The organism is Prevotella melaninogenica ATCC 25845 (genome assembly GCF_000144405.1).
Lineage (GTDB): Bacteria > Bacteroidota > Bacteroidia > Bacteroidales > Bacteroidaceae > Prevotella > Prevotella melaninogenica.
This window is the reverse complement of the sequence record NC_014370.1, coordinates 614,224-634,497: the sequence shown is the minus strand read 5'-3', so window position 1 is coordinate 634,497 and position 20,274 is coordinate 614,224. Positions and strand designations below refer to the sequence as shown.

General features: G+C 40.5%; 14 protein-coding genes. 9 read left to right on the top strand and 5 right to left on the bottom strand.

Features of this window, described 5'->3' with window-relative positions:
- Positions 1–292: 292 nt before the first annotated feature.
- Positions 293–1,075 (top strand): radical SAM protein, encoded by a 783-nt coding sequence (locus tag HMPREF0659_RS02440; RefSeq protein WP_013264057.1) that lies wholly within the window; start codon positions 293–295, stop codon positions 1,073–1,075.
- 595 nt (positions 1,076–1,670) lie between these two features.
- Here HMPREF0659_RS02440 and lpxA read toward each other — a convergent pair.
- From lpxA to HMPREF0659_RS02415, 5 genes are all read right to left on the bottom strand, one after another.
- Positions 1,671–2,453, bottom strand: a complete 783-nt coding sequence (gene lpxA, locus HMPREF0659_RS02435; protein WP_013264784.1) for an acyl-ACP--UDP-N-acetylglucosamine O-acyltransferase — start codon at positions 2,451–2,453, stop codon at positions 1,671–1,673.
- Positions 2,454–2,610: 157 nt separating this feature from the next.
- Positions 2,611–3,990: an efflux transporter outer membrane subunit gene (locus tag HMPREF0659_RS02430; protein ID WP_013263854.1), complete on the bottom strand. Its 1,380-nt coding sequence runs from the start codon at positions 3,988–3,990 to the stop codon at positions 2,611–2,613.
- A gap of 20 nt (positions 3,991–4,010) precedes the next feature.
- The gene (locus tag HMPREF0659_RS02425) at positions 4,011–7,274 is read right to left on the bottom strand and encodes an efflux RND transporter permease subunit (protein WP_013264969.1); all 3,264 of its coding nucleotides are present in this window, start codon (positions 7,272–7,274) and stop codon (positions 4,011–4,013) included.
- A gap of 89 nt (positions 7,275–7,363) precedes the next feature.
- On the bottom strand, positions 7,364–8,698 hold the full coding sequence (locus tag HMPREF0659_RS02420) for an efflux RND transporter periplasmic adaptor subunit (protein WP_044045835.1): 1,335 nt from the start codon (positions 8,696–8,698) through the stop codon (positions 7,364–7,366).
- A gap of 198 nt (positions 8,699–8,896) precedes the next feature.
- Entirely contained in the window at positions 8,897–10,321 is a 1,425-nt protein-coding gene (locus HMPREF0659_RS02415) for a CCA tRNA nucleotidyltransferase (protein WP_013263803.1), read from the bottom strand.
- Between the two features lie 793 nt (positions 10,322–11,114).
- Here HMPREF0659_RS02415 and HMPREF0659_RS02405 point away from each other — a divergent pair.
- The 8 genes from HMPREF0659_RS02405 (at position 11,115) to HMPREF0659_RS02370 (ending at position 20,271) form a co-directional block, all read left to right on the top strand.
- Positions 11,115–13,151, top strand: coding sequence for a hypothetical protein (locus HMPREF0659_RS02405; RefSeq protein ID WP_013264707.1), 2,037 nt, complete (start codon positions 11,115–11,117; stop codon positions 13,149–13,151).
- Between the two features lie 814 nt (positions 13,152–13,965).
- The gene (locus HMPREF0659_RS02400; RefSeq protein ID WP_013264124.1) at positions 13,966–14,514 is read left to right on the top strand and encodes a DUF1599 domain-containing protein; all 549 of its coding nucleotides are present in this window, start codon (positions 13,966–13,968) and stop codon (positions 14,512–14,514) included.
- The gene (locus HMPREF0659_RS02395) at positions 14,507–16,627 is read left to right on the top strand and encodes a BT_3928 family protein (RefSeq protein WP_013264303.1); all 2,121 of its coding nucleotides are present in this window, start codon (positions 14,507–14,509) and stop codon (positions 16,625–16,627) included. Before HMPREF0659_RS02400 ends, HMPREF0659_RS02395 begins: the two co-directional genes overlap by 8 nt.
- A 98-nt stretch (positions 16,628–16,725) precedes the next feature.
- Positions 16,726–17,391 carry an SPOR domain-containing protein gene (locus HMPREF0659_RS02390; RefSeq protein WP_013264069.1) on the top strand — a complete coding sequence of 222 codons (666 nt, stop codon included), beginning with the start codon at positions 16,726–16,728 and terminating at the stop codon, positions 17,389–17,391.
- 67 nt (positions 17,392–17,458) lie between these two features.
- Entirely contained in the window at positions 17,459–18,052 is a 594-nt protein-coding gene (gene folE / locus HMPREF0659_RS02385) for a GTP cyclohydrolase I FolE (RefSeq protein WP_004360491.1), read from the top strand.
- A 33-nt stretch (positions 18,053–18,085) separates the two neighbouring features.
- Entirely contained in the window at positions 18,086–18,703 is a 618-nt protein-coding gene (locus HMPREF0659_RS02380; RefSeq protein WP_013264472.1) for a DUF4840 domain-containing protein, read from the top strand.
- A gap of 56 nt (positions 18,704–18,759) precedes the next feature.
- Entirely contained in the window at positions 18,760–19,509 is a 750-nt protein-coding gene (locus HMPREF0659_RS02375) for an exodeoxyribonuclease III (protein ID WP_013264970.1), read from the top strand.
- A gap of 9 nt (positions 19,510–19,518) precedes the next feature.
- Positions 19,519–20,271 (top strand): SGNH/GDSL hydrolase family protein, encoded by a 753-nt coding sequence (locus tag HMPREF0659_RS02370; protein WP_013264954.1) that lies wholly within the window; start codon positions 19,519–19,521, stop codon positions 20,269–20,271.
- Positions 20,272–20,274 lie beyond the last annotated feature (3 nt).

Sequence of the window (20,274 nt, the reverse complement as noted above, 5' to 3'; positions counted from 1 at the left end):
CTATTAGACAAACCTTTTTCCTGAATGCCCAACACATAATTCAACTCCTCTTTACCTAAAAATAAATTCATAGAAACATAGATTACACGCCTTATCCATCTCTAAATAAATGAAAATAGTGTACGTCCAATATAGATAGAAGCAAATTAAAATAACAAGAAACATCAAGACTTTCAGCGAAAATATGTATCTTTGCTTTATCAAAGATTAGGAGTTGAACAAACGTCAGAGTAGACATAACAATCAACCTAATTATTTTGCACGAACAATATATTCAACAAAAACATATTCAATGAGCACGATTATCTATCCATCCCCTATATTTGGACCAGTTCACAGCCGTCGTTTAGGTATTTCCTTAGGCATTAACTTGATGCCAGCAGACGGTAAGATATGCACATTCGACTGCATATATTGCGAATGTGGTTTCAACAAAGACCACCGTACAAAGACGCCCCACCCTACTCGTGAACATGTTGCGGAAGCTTTGGAAACCAAGTTAAAGGAGATGCAACAAGAGAATATTCACCCTGATGTATTGACTTTTGCAGGTAATGGCGAGCCAACTTCCCACCCACACTTTGATGAAATCATTGACGACACAATCCGTCTACGTAACAAATATTGCCCACAAGCAAAGATTTCTGTCCTTAGTAACTCTACGTTCATCCATCGTCCGAAGATTCATGAAGCGCTGGCAAAGGTAGACAACAACATTCTGAAACTCGATACCATCAATGCTGAATATATCAATAAGGTAGACCGCCCTACGCAGCCTTCCTATGATGTAAACCGAATCATTGCAGATATCAAGTCTTTCAACGGACAAGCAATTATCCAGACAATGTTTATGAAGGGGACTACTGAAGACGGATATGATGTTGACAACACAACTGAAGCCTTTGTTGCACCGTGGCTTGAGACAATCAAAGAGATTGCTCCACGTGAAGTAATGATTTACACTATTGATCGTGAAACACCCGACCTACACCTACAAAAGGCTACACACGAAGAATTAGATGCTATCCGTGACCGTGTGATTGCATTGGGAATCCCTTGCACAGCATCGTATTAACATTTCTATATTCTTAATATTTCCATCAAAGAGAAACTCATATTTATAGAAAAACTACCCAATACGAAAGTATAAACCAACCATAATGGACGCACTTTTGATGCGTCCATTTCATTTTGACGAATGTATAAACCTTCCGCCTTCTTACTTATAAAGCAAATTACTTTAAGTTCAGTTGAGAGTTTCTTGCATTACCAGAAGCCTACAGAGTCTACTGAATTGTAAAAACTTTTCTTGGTCTTGCAATCTCAATACATGCTCTTTTGGCTTCTAAAAGACGCCCTATTGACTTGCAAAAGGTGCCCTTTTGAGGTCTAACTAACGCCCTTTTGAAGTCCAATTAAGCACCTTTTACTTTACAACTTTACAACTAACTGATTCTCTGTTGATTGCAAACTTGATTTTTACACGTCTTTTTACCTTTGTTTTTAGATGTTTTATTCGAATTTATGTCATGATTTTTCAAAACCCTGTCTACAAATTTAAGCACAAATCAGGCACCAGTTTAACCCAAATTAACAAATGACTTAAATAAAAAAGGAGAGTCAACCTCACGGCTGGCTCTCCCATCATCAAAAATTTATAGGTATGAAAATTATAATTTACTGATGATTCCTTCTTCTGTACCTCGCACGAATTCGAGGATATTACGGATTGCAGGTGAGTCTGGCACCTGTTGTTCTATCTGAATACATGCATCAAAAACTGATGTCTGACCATGGAACAACAAACGATAAGCATTCGCAATATGCTTAATTACCTTATCATCAAGCCCGGCAGTCTTACTTACAGTTGTATTTACACCATTAAAACCAATAGGTGAGCCACCAGCTATAATATAAGGAGGGACGTCCTTAGAGAAGGTTGTACCAGCTTGTACCACAGCATATTCACCAACACGAGTATTGGCTTTCTCAACAACATTAGATGAGATAAGAGCACCGGTACCAATGTTACAGTCACCAGCCACCTTTGCCCCATAACCAAAGACACAACGGTCACCAACAACAGTGTCATGACTGATATGTGCACCTTCCATCAAGAAGTTGTTTGAACCAAGAACTGTCTTACAACCACGATGTGTAGCACGATTGATAACAACATTCTCTCGAATAATATTATTATCACCTATAATCAGTTCGCTCTTCTCGCCCACGAACTCAAAGTCCTGTGGCAAGGCAGCAAGTACTGAACCTTGGTGAATCTTGTTTCCGTTACCCATACGAGTACCATTCAAGATACTCACAAAGGGAAAGATAATACAGTTATCACCAATGACAACATCATCCTCTATGTATACGAATGGGAATATCTTACAGCCGTCTCCAATCTTTGCCTTTGGAGATATATCAGCTTTTGGACTAATTTCGCTACTCATAATCTTAAATATTTAATTTTTCAGTATCTACCAACAATCATTTGATGTATCACATCAGTAATCGTGGTAATCATAATTATGAATTATGAATTGTGAATTATGAATTATGAATTAACACAGTAATCATAATTATGAATTATGAATTCTGAATTCTGAATTACTTCGCACCTCCACCTAAGGCTTTGTACAGATTGACAATTGACTGAAGCTTTGTAAACTGCTCCTGTACCTGTGAGATTTCAGCATTGAGCAGACTCTGCTGTGCAGTAATAACCTCAAGATAAGTACTCGAACTCTGAGTATAAAGCATCTGCGTATGCTCAACATTCGTCTTCAAGACATCAATCTGCTGCTTACGCAACTGCTCCTTTTCATTAGCAGCATTGTAGGCTACAAGCGCATTACTCACCTCTGAGCCAGCCTTAAGAATACTGTTCTGCCATGTGTTGTATGCCTGCTTGTACTTATCTTCGGCAACACGCAAACCTGCAGTCAGCTGACCACGCATAAAGATTGGCTGTGTAAGGCTACCCACAACACTCAAAAGGAGTTTACCTGGATTCACCATACCACCACCATTAGTCCATGCGCCAGTAGGAGAAATGGTCAATGATGGATAGAAACGGCTGCGAGCTGTCTGAACATTATAGAAGCACTGTGCCAAAGCCATTTCATTTGCATGAACATCCGCACGATTGCTCAACAACTGTACACCAATACCACCTGCGAAGTTAGCTGACAGACTCTGATTATCAAGACTACCACGTGCTATGGTCTGAGCAGGCTCACCAAGGAGTAAGCTAAGCGTATTCTCTGCCTCACGAATCTGACGACGGATATCTGCAGCCTGTGTCTGAACACTATAGAAAGCAGCCTCAGCACTCTGTACACTCGTTGAACGAGCACGACCAAACTCCATCTGCAGTTTCATCACATCCCAAGTATTCTTGGTCAGACCTAACATATCATCGACAATCTGCTTTTGACGGTCGAGCATTAAGAGGGTATAATAAAGATTAGCGACACTACTAATAAGCGTAGTCTGCGCATAAACCTTATAGTCTTGTGCCTGAATCATCGTCATCTGAGCAGCCTTCTTTGAAGAACGCAACTTACCAAAGAGGTCTATTTCCCAACTTGCTGAGACAGGAAGTGAGTAAGACTGTGTAGATGATGTATGTGTACCGAAATGAGAAATAGTTCCTGTCGGTGCAAAGACGACTGATGGCAAGAAAGACAACTTAGCCGCCTTAACCTGCTGCTCAGCAATTTCAACATTCAAAGCAGCATTGAGCAAGTCTGGATTATTATTAAGTGCCTTCTCAATAAGAGTCTGCAGATGTGGGTCAGTAAAGACACTGCGCCATGGCAGATTACCAAAGTCGTTAGCACCCTCAAGCACAGCCTTATCATCAACAGGGTCGCGCACAATGCCGTTCGTCTTCACATCTGGACGTTCGTAATTGCCATAGAGACTCTTACAGCCTGTCAGTGACAGGGCTGCAAGAGCTATGATGATTATATTTAATTTCTTCATTGTTATTCCTTTATTAGTGTCTACTCTTCAATCTTATAATCCGTTGCAGGTCCCTTTGAGAACTGCTCAAGTTCCTTGATTACATCACGGCTTGCCTCATCCTCAAATACGAGAGGCTTAACACGCTCCTGCAAGTACTGGAAGAAGGCGAACAGAGCTGGTACAACAAATACCTGACAAAGTGTACCGATAAGCATACCACCGACAGCAGCTGCACCCAACGTCTGGTTACCATTACGACCTACACCACTTGCAAACATCAATGGTAACAAACCGATAATCATTGCAAGAGAGGTCATAAGGATAGGACGCAGACGAGCACCAGCACCTAAGATTGCTGCATACTTAATAGCCATACCTGTACGACGACGCTCAAGAGCGAACTCTACAATAAGAATAGCATTCTTTGCCAACAGACCAATCAACATAATCAGTGAAATCTGCATATAGATATCATTGTTATGTCCGAAGATCAACGTAAAGATAAATGCACCAGACAAACCGATAGGAATAGAAAGAATTACAGCCAAAGGAAGGATGTAGCTCTCATACTGAGCACTCAAAATCAAGTAAACGAATACGATACAAAGAACAAAAATCATTGCGGTAGAGTTAGATGCCTCCTTCTCTGAACGAGTCAGACCAGAGAACTCATAACCATAACCCTGTGGCAATACTTGTTTTGCAACCTCCTCTGCAGCCTGGATTGCCTGACCAGAAGAGTAACCATCAGCTGGTGTAGCACTGATTGCGATAGAGGTAAAGAGGTTAAAACGAGTGATATTTGATGGACCATAGACACGCTTCAATGTACAGAACTCGCTTACAGGTGCCATTCCACCAGCTGTTCTTACATAGATATTTGTCAGTCCATCCTCATTCATACGACTCTCAACCGTACCTTGAATCATAACACGGAAGAGTTTACCATAAGCGTTGAAGTTCGAAGCATACATACCACCATAATATCCCTGCAATACTGAGAGAATTGCAGCTGGTGATGTACCTGCCTGTTTTGCCTTTGCCACATCAACATCAACCATATACTGTGGATAGTTAGGGTTGTAGGTGGTAAGTGCTCGGCTAAACTCTGGTCGCTTGTTCAATGCAGCCAAATAGTCCTGTGCTACCTTATAGAACTTATTAAGGTCGCCACCCGTCTTATCCTGCAACACGAAAGACACACCATTTGTGAGTCCATAACCAGGAATCATTGGTGATCCAAAAGCAATAATCTGTGCACCCTTGATACTTGCTGTCTGCTTGTAAATCATACCCAAAATCATATTAGATGATGTAGGGTCGATGAACAAACCGGCTATACCTGCGCCATCAAAGACAGACTTAATGCGGTCTATCATTCCATACTTACGCTCAGCAAATGGTTTTAACTTGATAATAAAGGTTGACTGGTTAGAACCCTGTCCTGCCATGAAGTTGTAACCAACAATTTGCTCACGACGTTCGATATATGGGTTACTTGCCAACATCTTATCAACTTGATCAGTTACCTTTTGGGTCTCTACCTGTGATGTACCCGGTGGCAAACTAATCATTGCAAACAACGTACCTGTATCCTCATTTGGAACAAGACCAGTCTGCGTGAATTTCATTGTTACAACAAGTGCAACAATACCTAATATAACCGCAAGACTGGAAATCCAACGATGGTTGATGATCTTCTCAACAACCTTCTGATACTTTGTGTTTATCTTGTCATACTGCGTATTGAAAGCCATGTGGAAACGGTCAACACGTGACAACTTCTTATGCCCCTCATCCTTACTATGTGGTTTCAAGAAGATAGCACAAAGCGCAGGAGACAATGTCAAAGCGTTCAAAGCAGAGATAACGATAGACACAGCCATCGTCACACCGAACTCACGATAGAATGTACCAGAGGTTCCACCAATAAAGGATACAGGAACAAACACAGCTGACATCACCAAAGTAATAGAGATAATAGCACCAGAGATTTCGTTCATTGCATCAATAGCTGCTGTCATAGCGCTCTTATAACCTAAGTCGAGCTTTGCATGTACAGCCTCAACGACCACGATGGCATCATCGACTACAATCGCAATTGCCAACAGCAATGCCGAGAGTGTCAGCAGGTTGATGGAGAATCCGAATACCCAAAGGAAGAAGAAGGTTCCTATCAAAGCCACTGGTACTGCTATCATTGGAATTAACGTTGAACGAATGTCCTGCAAGAAGATATACACAACGAAAAATACCAATAAAAGAGTTATAAACAATGTAAAGACTACCTCTTCGATTGAAGCAAAGAGGAACTCTGTTACATCCTGCTCAATTGTAACTTTCATGCCCGGCGGCATCTGCTTCTGAGCATCAGCCAAGGCAGTCTTCACATCATCTGCAATCTGTGTAGCATTTGAACCAGCGACCTGGTTTACCATACCAATAACAGCAGGACGGCTGTTGTTCTTCATCATAACTGAATACATCAGACCACCCAACTCAACCTTTGCTACATCGCGCAAGTGAACGGTTTGACCATTGGTATTGCTTGAAATAATGATATTGCCATACTCCTCTGGAGTCTTTAGACGTCCCTTATAACGCATGGTATACTCAAACTTCTGATTGCTCTGCTCACCAAATGAACCCGGCGCAGCCTCAATATTCTGCTCTGCCAAAGCCATAGATACATCTGATGGGACAAGTTTATGCTGCTTCATCTTATCTGGATACAGCCAGATACGCATAGAGTAGGTCTTCATACCCGGTATGTGTACGTCACCGACACCATTGATACGCTTCAACATTGGCACGATATTGATATTGTTATAGTTCGTCAAGAACTCATCATCATATCGTCCGTCATCTGTTGTCAATGAATACATAACAACATTTGAGCTCTGACGCTTTGACACCGTCACACCCGCACGTGTTACCTCAGCAGGCAACAACGCCTGTGCTTGTGACACACGGTTCTGTACATTGACTGCTGCCATATTAGGGTCTGCACCCTGCTTGAAGTAAACAGTAATCATTGCCATACCAGCATTGGTTGCTGTTGACTCCATATAAGTCATGTTCTCAACACCATTGATACTCTCCTCCAATGGTGTAATAACTGAATTTAATACGGTCTGTGCATCAGCTCCTTGATAAAATGTCTGAATAGAAATCGTAGGAGGTGCAATATTCGGATATTGTTCAATAGGCAGTGATATCAATCCAATGATACCCAAGAGTACAAAGAAGATTGATATAACCGTTGACAATACCGGTCGTTTGATAAAATTCGTAAATGTCATAATACCTAATTCTTTATTTAGGGTTTATAAATGTCGAATGAGTTAAGCAATTCATCATCACCCATCATTCAACACCTATCACCCATCACTTACTTATCTTCTCCCTTCATAGCTTTGAGGAAGCCTGATGCTGAGCCTTGATTTGCACCCAACTTCTCTGCTTTCTCAATGGCTTTATCATACTCTGCAGGTGTAAGTGCTGTTATCTTTGCGCCATCCTCAAGACTTGAAAGGCCCTTGCTCACAATACGGTCGCCCATTTTAAGACCACTTGTAACAATATAATTGATGCCATCATTCTGTGGGTCAACAGTTATCTCGGTATAATGTACCTTACTATCACCATCAACCTTATATACAAAGATCTTATCTTGAACCTGTACAGTAGCTTCCTGTGGTACTAACAAAGCACGGTTATTATTCTTTGCAATAACAATCTGACCGCTACCACCGCTCTTCAACAAGTGTTCTGGATTAGGAAAACGTGCAATAACACTTACTGTACCAGTTGTTGCATCTATAATACCACTGGTTTTAACAACTACACCTTCATGGTTATAAATTGTACCATCAGCTAACATCAAACTTACACTTGGGAAAGACTTGATAGCATTATTCAAACCATTATTAGTACGGCTGAGCTTTAAGACATCAGACTCTGTCATTGAGAAGTAGACTTCTATAGAAGAAGTGTTGCTCACTGTGGTAACAGGCTGTGCAGAAGATGCGCTAACCAAAGCACCCTCCTTATAAGGAAGACTACCCACATAACCTGATGCAGGACTCTTCACATAGCAGAAACCGAGGTTATCTTTAGCTGTTGCGAGCATTGCCTGAGCCTGACGGACAGCAGCATGTGCCTGTGTTACTGCTGCATTAGCAGATGCTACGCCACTCTGTGCTTGGCTAACAGCAGCTTGGGCAGTCTCATACGCATTCTTTGCTGATTCCAACTCGTACTCACCTATTACCTTATTATTATAAAGGTTCTTACTGTTACTATAAGTCAATCGTGAAGTTGCAGCCTGCGCATTGGCTGAATTCAGACTTGCATTAGCCTGAACAACACGAGCCTGAGCACCTGCAACACCACTCTGTGCTGATACGACTTGAGCTTCAGCCTGACGAACAGCAGCCTGATAAGTAGAGTTATCTACCACGAAGAGCACCTGTCCTGCACGAACATACTCACCTTCATGTACATAAAGTTTTGTGATAAAACCACTAACTTTTGGACGTACCTCAACATCCTGCACACCCTTAATGGTTGCTGGGAATGTCGTCTTCAACTGTGCATTGGCTGCACCAATTGTAATTACTGGATACTCATCGCTTGTTGGAAGGCTTTGTTTTCCTCCACCACAACTGGTAAGTAACAAGACCATTGCTGCTATAGCAGACAATAAGATACTTTTTTTCTTCATACTTATTTAATATATATTCTTTGTTTATCTTAATTCAACAGGACAAACTAATGTTTAACCTGCATACAGTAAGTTAATTTACTATGAAAGCAAAGCACACTGAAAACTATGATATATCATTATAGTTTTCAGTGTGCAAATTTACATATTATTATTTAATCCAACTCTGTTTATAGCCTCTTTTTTAACAATAATTGGCTATATCAAACCGAGTTCCTTTGCCTTTTCCCTCAATAAAGCTAAAAGTGGTTCACGTTCATTAGGAACTCTATTGTCAAGGACGGCATCTTTCAGTGTTTGTTTTAATACACCGACCTCCCTACTTGGTTTCAAATTAAACATCTCCATAATCTCGTTTCCATCAACACAAGGTTGTAAAAGACGCTTATAATCACGATCTTTCAAGTCCTTTAGTTTCTCACGAACAATACGGAAATTATCCAAGAAGCGTTGTTTTCGAACTGCATTCTTACTTGTTATATCAGCTTCACAGAGTGTCATCAAGTCATCTATGTCATCACCTGCATCATTCATCAAACGACGTACAGCAGAATCAGTTACCTCCTCATCAGCAATAGCAATCGGACGCATGTGTAAGTCAACTTGTTTCTGCACATACTTCATCTTACTATCCATTGGAAGTTTAAGACGTCGGAAGATAGTTGGGACCATCTTTGCACCGACAAAGTTATGGTTGTGGAAGGTCCATCCTACTGTTGCATCCCAACGCTTACACTTAGCCTTACCGACATCATGCAACAATGCCGACCACCGCAACCATAGATTATCCGTATGTTTACAAATATTATCTAACACTTCTAAGGTGTGATAGAAGTTATTCTTATGTGCACGTCCATTTCTTGTGTCTACAACGTCAAGTGCTACAAGCTCTGGCAGAATGAGCTGTAAGAGTCCACAACGATACAACTCTATAAAGCCCTTGCTTGGAGTTGCTGTCATCATTATCTTATTCAACTCCTCCTCAATACGCTCTCCACTTATAATCTTGATTCGTTCTGCATTACGCTCCAAAGCTTCGAAGGTCTCGTCTTCTATGAAGAAGTTAAGCTGTGTAGCAAAACGAACACAACGCATCATGCGCAATGGATCATCTGAGAAGGTTACATCTGGATCAAGTGGTGTACGGATAATACCGTCCCAAAGGTCATCAATGCCTCCAAATGGGTCTACCAATTCTCCGAAACGCGCTTTATTCAAACACACCGCCATCGCATTAATCGTAAAGTCACGACGGTTCTGATCATCTTCTAATGTGCCGTCTTCAACTATTGGTTTCCTACTGTCGTGGCTATAACTTTCCTTTCGTGCACCAACAAATTCCACCTCTATATTCTTATACTTTACCTGTGCAGTTCCAAAATTACGGAAAACAGACAAATGAGCCTTCTTTCCTAAGATGACTTTCAATTCACTTGCAACCTGAATACCACTCCCTACAACAACGACATCAATGTCATTTGACGGACGTTCCAAAAACAAATCACGAACGTAACCACCTACAACATAGCATTCTAATCCAAGTTTATCAGCTGCTGTTGAAATATGATGAAATATATCTTTATTTATAAGCTGTGCCAATTCGGCATCTGAAAGATCTCGCATAAAATAATGTTATCTTTTATAATAAGAGTCATGCAAAGATACATATTTTCCTCAACTCTCACAAGTTCAAAACTAAATGGATGTGCATTTTATGCACAACACTTTGTTATATGACAATCGAATCAACATGATTTAAGTCAAGTATTTAAGTAAAAAGATTATACAGCATATTCGAGTCATTCATATAATAAAAGCCACATTAGAGGACAATAAACCATCATTAAACTGTTAACAAAAGCAAACTACTACAACTCTATCACGATTTATATGTTAATTATATTTTTGTTTTAAAAACTTTCCAAGCTGACTATCTGCTATTTACAGAAGAATTGCTAACTTTGCACTCCGCTAAAAGAAATAGATAAAGAGCTTGACAACAAGTTTTAAGAATAGGTAAAAGAAGTATAACAACCGAATACACATTTGTGATGTCATAACCCTACAATGTTATTTGACAGAAGTATTTAGAATGAGAACTAAGTACGACTATTTTAACAAAGTTCTTTAAGGATAACAAAAGAATCCAAAGGGTTTACGACATCTATAAGCGTAATTAGGATAATTAAACAAGACAAAAATGAAGAAAGAATATCAAAGACCATCCACTCTTCTGGTGAAAATGGAGACTGAAGGTGATTTCTTAATGGATAGTGCGCATAGTTCTCAACACGAGGGGTTCACTAAGACCACAGATTCTAACCTTAGAGTTGAGGATGGCACTGATGACGACACACCATTCTAATCAAAAGAGATTAAACTTATCACAAAAACGAATAAAATCAAAAAGAACAATATGAAACATTTTAAGACATACTTGCTGTGTTTAGGACTTGCTCTCACCACAGCATCATGCTCACAAGACGACTTTGATAGCACTGAGGCAACCAGCGAGAAACTGGTTGACATGAGTTTTATTGCTGGCTCTTCACAGCCTGTCACACGTACAGTACTTGGCTCAGACGGCTCAACTGTAACTTGGCAGACTAATGACCAAATAGGTATTGGCTATAATACAGCCATCAACAAAAAAACCTATCCTTTTAAAACTTCGACAACAGGAAGTGAAGTACGTTTCTGGGGACAAGCTGCTGATCAACCAAACCCCTACTTCATGATGTATCCTTATCAGGAGAAGGCTACGATTACAGTTAAGAGCAATACTCAAGCAGAATATCAGTATGACTTCCCTAAGAATCAGAAGGCTGTTGCAGGCAGCTTTGATCCAAAGGCAAATGTTTCTGTTGGTATCATTCCACAGCGTGGAAAGAAATTCATCGCTTACAATGTTGGCGGCTTACTTCGCTTTACCATCAAAGGTACTTCAGACGTAAAGCAGGTTAAATTGCTTGCTGTTGGACAGGAAAATCTTGCAGGTACAATAACATCAGCCATCACTTTTACTAATGATGGTAAGATTAGTGCTGCCCAAAACCAATTCAGTGCTGCTTCTCCAGTAGTAAACCTTACAGCAGAGTCTGGAAGCCTTGAGGAAAACAAGGCATATTACATTGCACTCCCTGAACAAAAACTTTCTCAAGGTTTAACCCTTATTTTTGTTTTACAGAATGGCAAGTCTATCTTGAAAAAAGTAAAGCAAGAAGTTAATATTCAGCGTGCTCAGGTATATAACCTCGGTGAGATGACACTTGACCCTACTAAGGCAAAAGAGTTTATTCTCAAGAACCAGGGTCTGATTGAGGCTGTTGCTGCAAAGGTAACAGGCTTAACAAGAACCGCAGATGGTCACTTGGATATTTATGCTGCAGACAACTTGGAGAAGATTCTTTCTTATAAGGGCGTATTATCAATAGCAAACAATGACAAACTAACATCTCTTGACGAACTGCAATACTATCGCAATGTCACAGGATTGAACCTTAGCAACAACAAGAATCTTGCTGGCAATATAGATTTATCTAAGTATCCACAGCTCACAGAGATAGTAGTAATAGAAAAGAGTCCATTAGTAACAGAGATTAATGTAAAAGGGTTAGACAAGATTACAATACTTTCTGCTAATTATATGGATGGACTAAAGAAGCTAACACTCGAAGGTAATAGTAAACTACAAATATTGTCTTCACATCATAATAAAGCAATAGAGGCTATTGATGCAAGCAACCTCCCTTCATTAACTCTTCTGGAGACATACTACAGTGGTAACATTAAGAGCATTAACGTAACAGATTCGCCAAACTTGCAGCACGTCAATAGTATTTCTAACGGTAGCCTTACAAGCTTTTCTGGTTTATCTGACATGACAGAACTTGTATCGTTTAAAGCCTCTGGATCAAAGATTGAATCTTACGACTTCAGTAATATGTCAAAACTAAAAGAAATCAACCTTGCAAGTGCTAAAGTAAAAGAAATAAAGGGATTATCTGCCGCAGGTGCTAACTTACAGAGCCTTCAGTTATCTAACACACATGTGGCTTCTTTGGATATATCAAATAATCCAAACCTTACAAGTATTGACTTGTATAATGTAAAGGAGTTAACAGCATTGGATGTTACTCATAACCCCAACCTTACATCCCTACGTGTACCAATGACCTCTATAAGTACACTTGATGTTTCAAACAACACTAAGTTAACATATTTAGGTGTAGCACATTGCAAACTTACGACATTAGATATACGCAATATACCAGGCTTAACAACATTCTATGCAGGAAGTCAAAGTAATTCAGCAGGTTTTTCACAGATGATTACCGTAACAATGACTCAAGCACAGAAGACAAAATTTGGTAACATCTTCTTTGAGAATGCTTCTGGACCAAACAATAATTATGAAGGAAGTAACAATTACGTAAAAATAAACGTTCAATAAAGAAATAGCCTTTATTTCTATGCGTACTCATCTAAGAGTGGGAATGTCCCTAACAGGCATTCCCGCTCTTTCATTTTATAATCTTTTGTATGGTTTTAGGCAAAGTATTACGAAGATAGAAAGACTTTCTTAGACACGTCAAAGCCACAGACAAGATTCTGAAATATCATTACATAATTCCGTATAAAACATTTATAAATAAGTACAAAAACGCTGACAAAAAGCAAGTTTGCAACCAACAGAGAATCAATCAGTTATAAAGTAGCGCAAGAAAAGGTGCTTAATTGGACTCCAAAAGGGCGTTAGTTAGACCTCAAAAGGGCACCTTTTACAAGCCAATTAGCCGTTTTTAAGAAGCCAAAAGAGCATGCATTGGCTTCGAACTGCGTAAATATATTTTACAAACATCAAACAACAAGGAAATAAGTTGTTTGCGGAAGACGAATAGATAGGGTATCAATTTGTATTTTACCCTGCAGTTTATCCTCCTTTGTGAAAGTAACAGATATAAGAAAGTAATACCATACAAGTGTATAACCCTTTATTCAATTCACAACCAATAATTTAACAGAAGGACCTTAAGGCATACGATTTCTCTCAAAAAGACTTAGGGTTAAGACTCTCAGAAAGCCTCGTAATCCGACCGAAAGACACGGATCTATCTTCAACACAAAGATTGACAAAGGATATTCAAGTCCTTGCTGCAATCGCTCACAATGATTTACGAACCAACCTTAAAGACAGGAATAGTTGTTAATTCATTCGTTTATTACAGCGAAATTACGTATTTTTGCAGTCAAATCAATATAAGACTATGGCAAGTCAACTGACAAAGACACAGCAGGAATTTCAAGACGTACTCGCAGAGTGCAGAAGTCTATTTGGAAAGAAGCTCCATGACTATGGTGCTTCATGGCGTATTTTGCGCCCTTCTTCCCTTACTGATCAGCTTTTTATTAAGGCGAAACGCATCCGTTCTTTGGAGATTACGGGTGAAAGTTTGGTGGGTGAAGGTATTCGTCCAGAATTCATTGCGCTGATAAACTACAGTATCGTAGGACTTATCCAGCTGGAAAAAGGCTTTGTCGACAGCGTTGACATGACACCTGATGAGGCATTAGCACTATACGATAGCTACGCAAAGGAGTCATACGAGTTGATGATAAAGAAGAATCACGACTATGGCGAGGCTTGGCGCGACATGCGTGTCAGCAGCTATACCGACCTTATCTTAACAAAGATTGAACGTATCAAGGAGATTGAAGACCTTGGTGGTGCCACACTCGTCAGCGAGGGTATCGATGCCAATTATATGGATATAATGAACTACGCTGTTTTTGGAGCAATCAAACTACATGAATAAAATAAAGTCTATACTGGTAAACCTCAGCCGTACCCTACTTGCTTTGACATTCATCTTTTCGGGTTTTGTCAAAGCGATTGACCCTTTAGGTTCGCAATATAAGATTGCAGAATACTTAGAGGCGGTGCAGTTGTCGGCATATATTCCAGATTGGGCACAATTGATTTTATCTGTCGGACTATCAGCAATAGAGTTCACCTTGGGTGTGATGCTCTTACTTGCTATTCGTCGTCGACTCGCCAGCAAGCTATCTCTTATCATGATGGTAGTGATGACGCTTGTGACCCTTTGGCTTACTGTAAGCAATCCGATACAGGATTGTGGTTGCTTTGGTGATGCCATTCACCTCACGAATACGCAGACTTTCATCAAGAATATAATCCTCTTGACAGCAGCCATCATCCTTGCCTGCTGGCCACTTTATCAAGTTCGCTTTGTATCAAAAACAAATCAGTGGATAGCTTTTTATTTCACGATTGTCTTTATTGTCACAGCCTCCACACTGAGTCTTTATCATCTGCCTATCTTTGATTTCCGTCCTTATTACATCGGACAGAATATCAAAAAGGGAATGGAAATACCCAAAGGGGCTAAGCTAACGACTTATAAGACGACCTTCATTTGTGAGAAGAATGGCGTAACAAAAGAATTCACAGAGAATGATTACCCTTACAATGATTCTACATGGGTATTCAAAGATACACACCAAGAGATACTTGAAAAGGGTTACGAACCGCCTATTCACGACTTTTCAATTACAGACGAAAAGACGGGAGAGGACCTTACCGATAGTATTCTAACCAAGGATGGATATACTTTCCTACTCATTGCCCCTGTATTGGAGCGTGCTGACGACAGCAACTTTGGTGAGATTGATGCAATCTATGAATATGCTAAGGAGAATGGTTATGGCTTCTATGGATTGACCGCAAGTACAGATAAAGCTGTAAAACACTGGCGAGATATTACCGGAGCCGAATATCCATTCTATACAATGGATGGCACAACCCTAAAGACCATTATTCGAAGTAACCCAGGCTTGGTACTGCTTTATAAAGGTACTATCATTAATAAGTGGAGCCATAACGACCTGCCGAAACAAGCAGAACTGAACGCACCATTGTCGCTTATAGAGGTAGGACGTGAACCAGAGAATGAGACATGGACAAAAATTGTATTGATTCTTATTTGTTATATCTTCCCACTAACACTCCTTATCGTAGCCGATCGCATTTGGTCATGGACACGATGGGTAAGAAAACGTGAGGAATGGTTGAGACAAAAGGAGCAATGGTTAATACAAAAAGAACAATCAAATAAATTATATCAACTTTTAAAACGTAAAAGACAAATGAGAAAGAAAATTGTAGCAGGTAACTGGAAGATGAACGAGACCCTGCAGGAAGGTGTTGCTTTGGCAAAGGAAATCAACGACTCATTGAAGGCAGAGAAGCCAAACTGTGATGTTGTTATCTGTACTCCATTCATTCACCTTGCAAGTGTTGCACAGGTATTGGATGCAGAGGGTGTTGCTCTCGGTGCAGAGAACTGCGCTGACAAGGAGAAGGGTGCTTACACTGGTGAGGTTTCTGCCGCTATGGTAAAGAGCACTGGTGCACAGTACGTTATCCTCGGTCACTCTGAGCGTCGCCAGTACTACGGTGAGACAGCAGAGATTTTGAAGGAGAAGGTACAGTTGGCATTGGCTAACGGTTTGAAGGTTATCTTCTGCTGCGGTGAGACTCTTGAGGAGCGTGAGGCTGAGAAGCAGAACGAGGTAGTAAAGGCTGAGCTCGAGGGTTCTGTATTCCACCTTTCTGCTGAGGAGTGGAAGAACATCGTTTTGGCTTACGAGCCAATCTGGGCTATCGGTACTGGTAAGACAGCTACATCTGATCAGGCTCAGGAGATGTTGGCTTACATCCGCTCTATCGTTGCAGAGAAGTATGGCAAAGAGGCTGCAGAGGACACAACTATCCTTTATGGTGGTAGCTGTAACGCAAGCAACGCTGCAGAGTTGTTCAGCAAGTCTGACATCGACGGTGGCTTGATTGGTGGTGCTTCATTGAAGGCTGCTGACTTCAAGGCTATCATCGACGCTTGGAAGAAGTAATTCAAAGAAAATCTAAGAGGCTGTATCAAATTGCTACTTGGTCAACAACCATTGGCATTTTTGATACAACCTCTATTTCAATTTTTATACACTAAAGAATGAAAAGACTCCTTACAATCATAGTTTTTATGCTGACTGCTATTGTGGCTGTTAATGCCCAAGGGTCGGTGACGGTATCGCAGAGTGCCGAGATTGACGCATTGGTGAATGGCAAGAAAGCTTCAAAGAAAAATAATAAAGACCGACAGAAAGTAGAGAGTCAAAACGAGAGCGCACGTCCAGCTATCAAGACGCCAGACACGAGACAGCTAACTGTTCCAAAGTTAAACGAGCATAAGCCTGAAATAGCACGCCCAGACAACAGCACCTTACAACCTGTCAGAACAAAGATTGTAAAACGTTTAGTCAGAAGACCGCACATCCCTTCATGGGATGAGGTTGAAGACACGCGGATTGTGACCAAACGTATCAAGAAAGGTACACAGAAAGTAAGAGGCTTCCGTGTACAAGTTTATAGCGGTGGTAATACTCGTATTGCTCACCAACAAGCAGACAAGGCGGGTCAAAAAGCGAAGCAACTCTTCCCTGATCAACCTGTTTATGTACATTTTTACCCACCACGTTGGATGTGTCTTGTTGGCAACTTTACCGACTACAATGCTGCAAAGAAGATTATGCGAACACTCCGAAAGGAAGGCTATTCACATGCTAACGTCATCCGCATGATGGTAACAATTAAGACAACTGAACCTGTAGATTTCTAAGGATTATTCCACCTTATTATCATAAAGAGAACCCTAACAAATACAATTAATCAGAAATCAAAATAATATGACGCCAGAAATACCATTCCGTGAAGGATTAGATGAACTTGCATCACACTACAAACAGGTGCTTACACTCTTAGGAGAAGACCCTGAAAGAGAAGGTTTGCAGAAAACACCTATGCGTGTTGCAAAGGCTATGCAGGTACTTACACGTGGTTATACACAAGACCCACATAAGGTATTGACAGATGCTTTGTTTGAAGAGAAGTACAACCAGATGGTGATTGTGAAAGATATTGACTTCTTCTCCATGTGTGAACACCACATTCTTCCGTTCTATGGTAAGGCTCATGTTGCATATATACCAAACGGATATATAACAGGATTGAGCAAGATTGCACGTGTTGTGGATATCTTCTCACATCGTCTGCAGGTACAAGAACGCTTGACAGAGCAGGTAATGCAGTGCATCAATGACACACTGAAGCCACAAGGAGTAATGGTTGTCATCGAAGCAAAGCACATGTGTATGCAAATGCGTGGTGTGGAAAAGCAGAACTCTATTACAACAACAAGTGCTTATAGCGGTGTATTTGAATCAAGTAAGACCCGCAATGAGTTCATGGACTTGCTACGCGGAGAGACCAAGAGAATATAGAAGAAACCAACAATAAACTTAAAACCCAAAGTTATGAGAAAGACTATAAAAGCCACAACGATAGCCATTTGTGCACTTGTAATAACATTGTTTGCGGCAAGCTGCTCAAAAGACAACAATATTCCTGACGCAGAAAAGACTGCGGAACAAGCGCTCAACAACATGGTCGGTACCTATAACGGCACTTTGAGAACTGATAATAACACACCCAACTCAGTCTTGACAATAATCACTTGGACAGCAAACAAGAACTCTACTATTATAGTTAACGACTTTCCTTATAATTTGTTAGTAAATGGTGTATCAAAGAATACGGCATCTCCATTGTACACAACCCTGCTGAATGCGAAGGAAGCACCCCTAAAATTCTATATTACAACACTCCTACCACAAGAGGACTACGTGCTTTTCAACTTATCACATAACTTCAAGTTTGATGTAACAACAGGCAGTGAAACCTACGAGTTAACAGGCGTTGTCACCTTTAAGAATAATCTGTTTAATAGTAGCTACACGATGAGTAGATCAGAGATGGCAATACAATTCACTATAAACAGCTTAGTGAGAATAGACAAGGCACACGCAACTGCTACTAAACAGGACGACTTTGACACACCTGTCAGCTTTTCTCTTATAGGGAGAAAAATATAAGACAACAACAAATTCATTAATGTTTAATTAAGAACAATAGAAAAGAAAGAAATACAATGAAGTTTATTTCATGGAATGTAAACGGGCTTCGCGCCTGTGTAGGAAAGGAATTTGAGCAGCAATTCAAGGACTTGGATGCTGATTTCTTCTGCCTACAAGAGACAAAGATGCAAGCAGGACAGCTCGATCTCAGTTTTCCTGGTTATGAATCTTATTGGAATTACGCAGACAAGAAGGGCTATTCTGGTACGGCAATATACACAAAGCATAAGCCATTGAGTGTGACTTATGGTATTGATATTGATGAGCACGACCATGAGGGACGTGTAATTACACTCGAGATGGAAGACTTCTACCTCGTAACTGTTTATACACCGAACTCACAGGATGGGCTTCGTCGATTGGAGTATCGTATGAAGTGGGAAGATGACTTCCAAGCCTATCTCCACAAACTCGATGAGAAAAAGCCTGTTATCGTATGTGGTGACATGAATGTTGCTCATCAGGAGATAGACCTTAAGAACCCAAAGACAAACCACAAGAATGCTGGTTTTACTGATGAAGAGCGTGAGAAGATGACCCAATTACTAAGTAATGGCTTCATCGACACCTTCCGTACCCTTTATCCAGAGCAGGTTACTTATTCTTGGTGGTCATATCGTTTCCGTGCAAGAGAGAAGAATACGGGGTGGCGTATCGACTATTTCCTAATCTCAGAACGTCTCAAAGACCGCCTCGAAGATGCTAAGATTCATACAGAGATTATGGGAAGCGACCACTGTCCTGTGGAAATTATCTTGAAATAAGACAATCGTATGCACGCCCAGATAAAGACACTACTCTTGATGGCTGCTGTCATGGCAGCCATCATTGTCTATGCTGTTATCCCAACTGAGATAACAATGGGCAGCTATACTATCCGCAAGATAACGCTTGTCAACCTAAGCCGACCGCTTATTGAGAAAACAAAACAAACAAAGCATACCGCTAAAAAGGTACATCGCAACCAAACAATCCTTTTCATTGGAGACTCAATGGTGGAAGGGCTTTCACGTAGGTTGGGTGATTATGCAGGCGAAAACGGACACAAACTATATACCGTTATCTGGTATAGTTCTTCTACAGAGCGTTGGGGAACCACCCAAACCTTAGAACACTTCATTGCTGAATATAAGCCAACATACATACTCATCTGCCTTGGCAGTAATGAGCTATTTATCAACGACCTTGCCAATCGTACGCAATATATACAACAATTAGTAAAGAAAATAGGTAATATTCCTTTCGTATGGATAAGTCCTTCTAATTGGAATGGCGATACTGGCATCAATGATGTCATAAAGGAGAATGTCGGAAAAGGACATTTCTTTGACAGTCGTAACCTAAAACTCAAAAGAGGTAGCGACCATTATCATCCTACATGGGCAGCAGCTGCCTACTGGATGGATACCGCGGCTAAGTTTATAAGGAGTAAAGAGTGTGCTAATCCGCTACAACTCAACAATCCAAAAGCCCATCACAAGGCAACAAATACAAAGCTTTTGCAACCTTCCTTTGAAGGCTATTAAATA

What these genes read in the sequence shown, in the direction of transcription:
- HMPREF0659_RS02375 (WP_013264970.1), top strand. Translation starts at nt 18,760, where the DNA reads ATGAAGTTTATTTCATGGAATGTAAACGGGCTTCGCGCCTGTGTAGGA.
- HMPREF0659_RS02415 (WP_013263803.1), bottom strand. Translation starts at nt 10,321, where the DNA reads ATGCGAGATCTTTCAGATGCCGAATTGGCACAGCTTATAAATAAAGAT.
- folE (WP_004360491.1), top strand. Translation starts at nt 17,459, where the DNA reads ATGACGCCAGAAATACCATTCCGTGAAGGATTAGATGAACTTGCATCA.
- HMPREF0659_RS02430 (WP_013263854.1), bottom strand. Translation starts at nt 3,990, where the DNA reads ATGAAGAAATTAAATATAATCATCATAGCTCTTGCAGCCCTGTCACTG.
- HMPREF0659_RS02405 (WP_013264707.1), top strand. Translation starts at nt 11,115, where the DNA reads ATGAAACATTTTAAGACATACTTGCTGTGTTTAGGACTTGCTCTCACC.
- HMPREF0659_RS02425 (WP_013264969.1), bottom strand. Translation starts at nt 7,274, where the DNA reads ATGACATTTACGAATTTTATCAAACGACCGGTATTGTCAACGGTTATA.
- HMPREF0659_RS02370 (WP_013264954.1), top strand. Translation starts at nt 19,519, where the DNA reads ATGCACGCCCAGATAAAGACACTACTCTTGATGGCTGCTGTCATGGCA.
- lpxA (WP_013264784.1), bottom strand. Translation starts at nt 2,453, where the DNA reads ATGAGTAGCGAAATTAGTCCAAAAGCTGATATATCTCCAAAGGCAAAG.
- HMPREF0659_RS02400 (WP_013264124.1), top strand. Translation starts at nt 13,966, where the DNA reads ATGGCAAGTCAACTGACAAAGACACAGCAGGAATTTCAAGACGTACTC.
- HMPREF0659_RS02420 (WP_044045835.1), bottom strand. Translation starts at nt 8,698, where the DNA reads ATGAAGAAAAAAAGTATCTTATTGTCTGCTATAGCAGCAATGGTCTTG.
- HMPREF0659_RS02390 (WP_013264069.1), top strand. Translation starts at nt 16,726, where the DNA reads ATGAAAAGACTCCTTACAATCATAGTTTTTATGCTGACTGCTATTGTG.
- HMPREF0659_RS02380 (WP_013264472.1), top strand. Translation starts at nt 18,086, where the DNA reads ATGAGAAAGACTATAAAAGCCACAACGATAGCCATTTGTGCACTTGTA.
- HMPREF0659_RS02440 (WP_013264057.1), top strand. Translation starts at nt 293, where the DNA reads ATGAGCACGATTATCTATCCATCCCCTATATTTGGACCAGTTCACAGC.
- HMPREF0659_RS02395 (WP_013264303.1), top strand. Translation starts at nt 14,507, where the DNA reads ATGAATAAAATAAAGTCTATACTGGTAAACCTCAGCCGTACCCTACTT.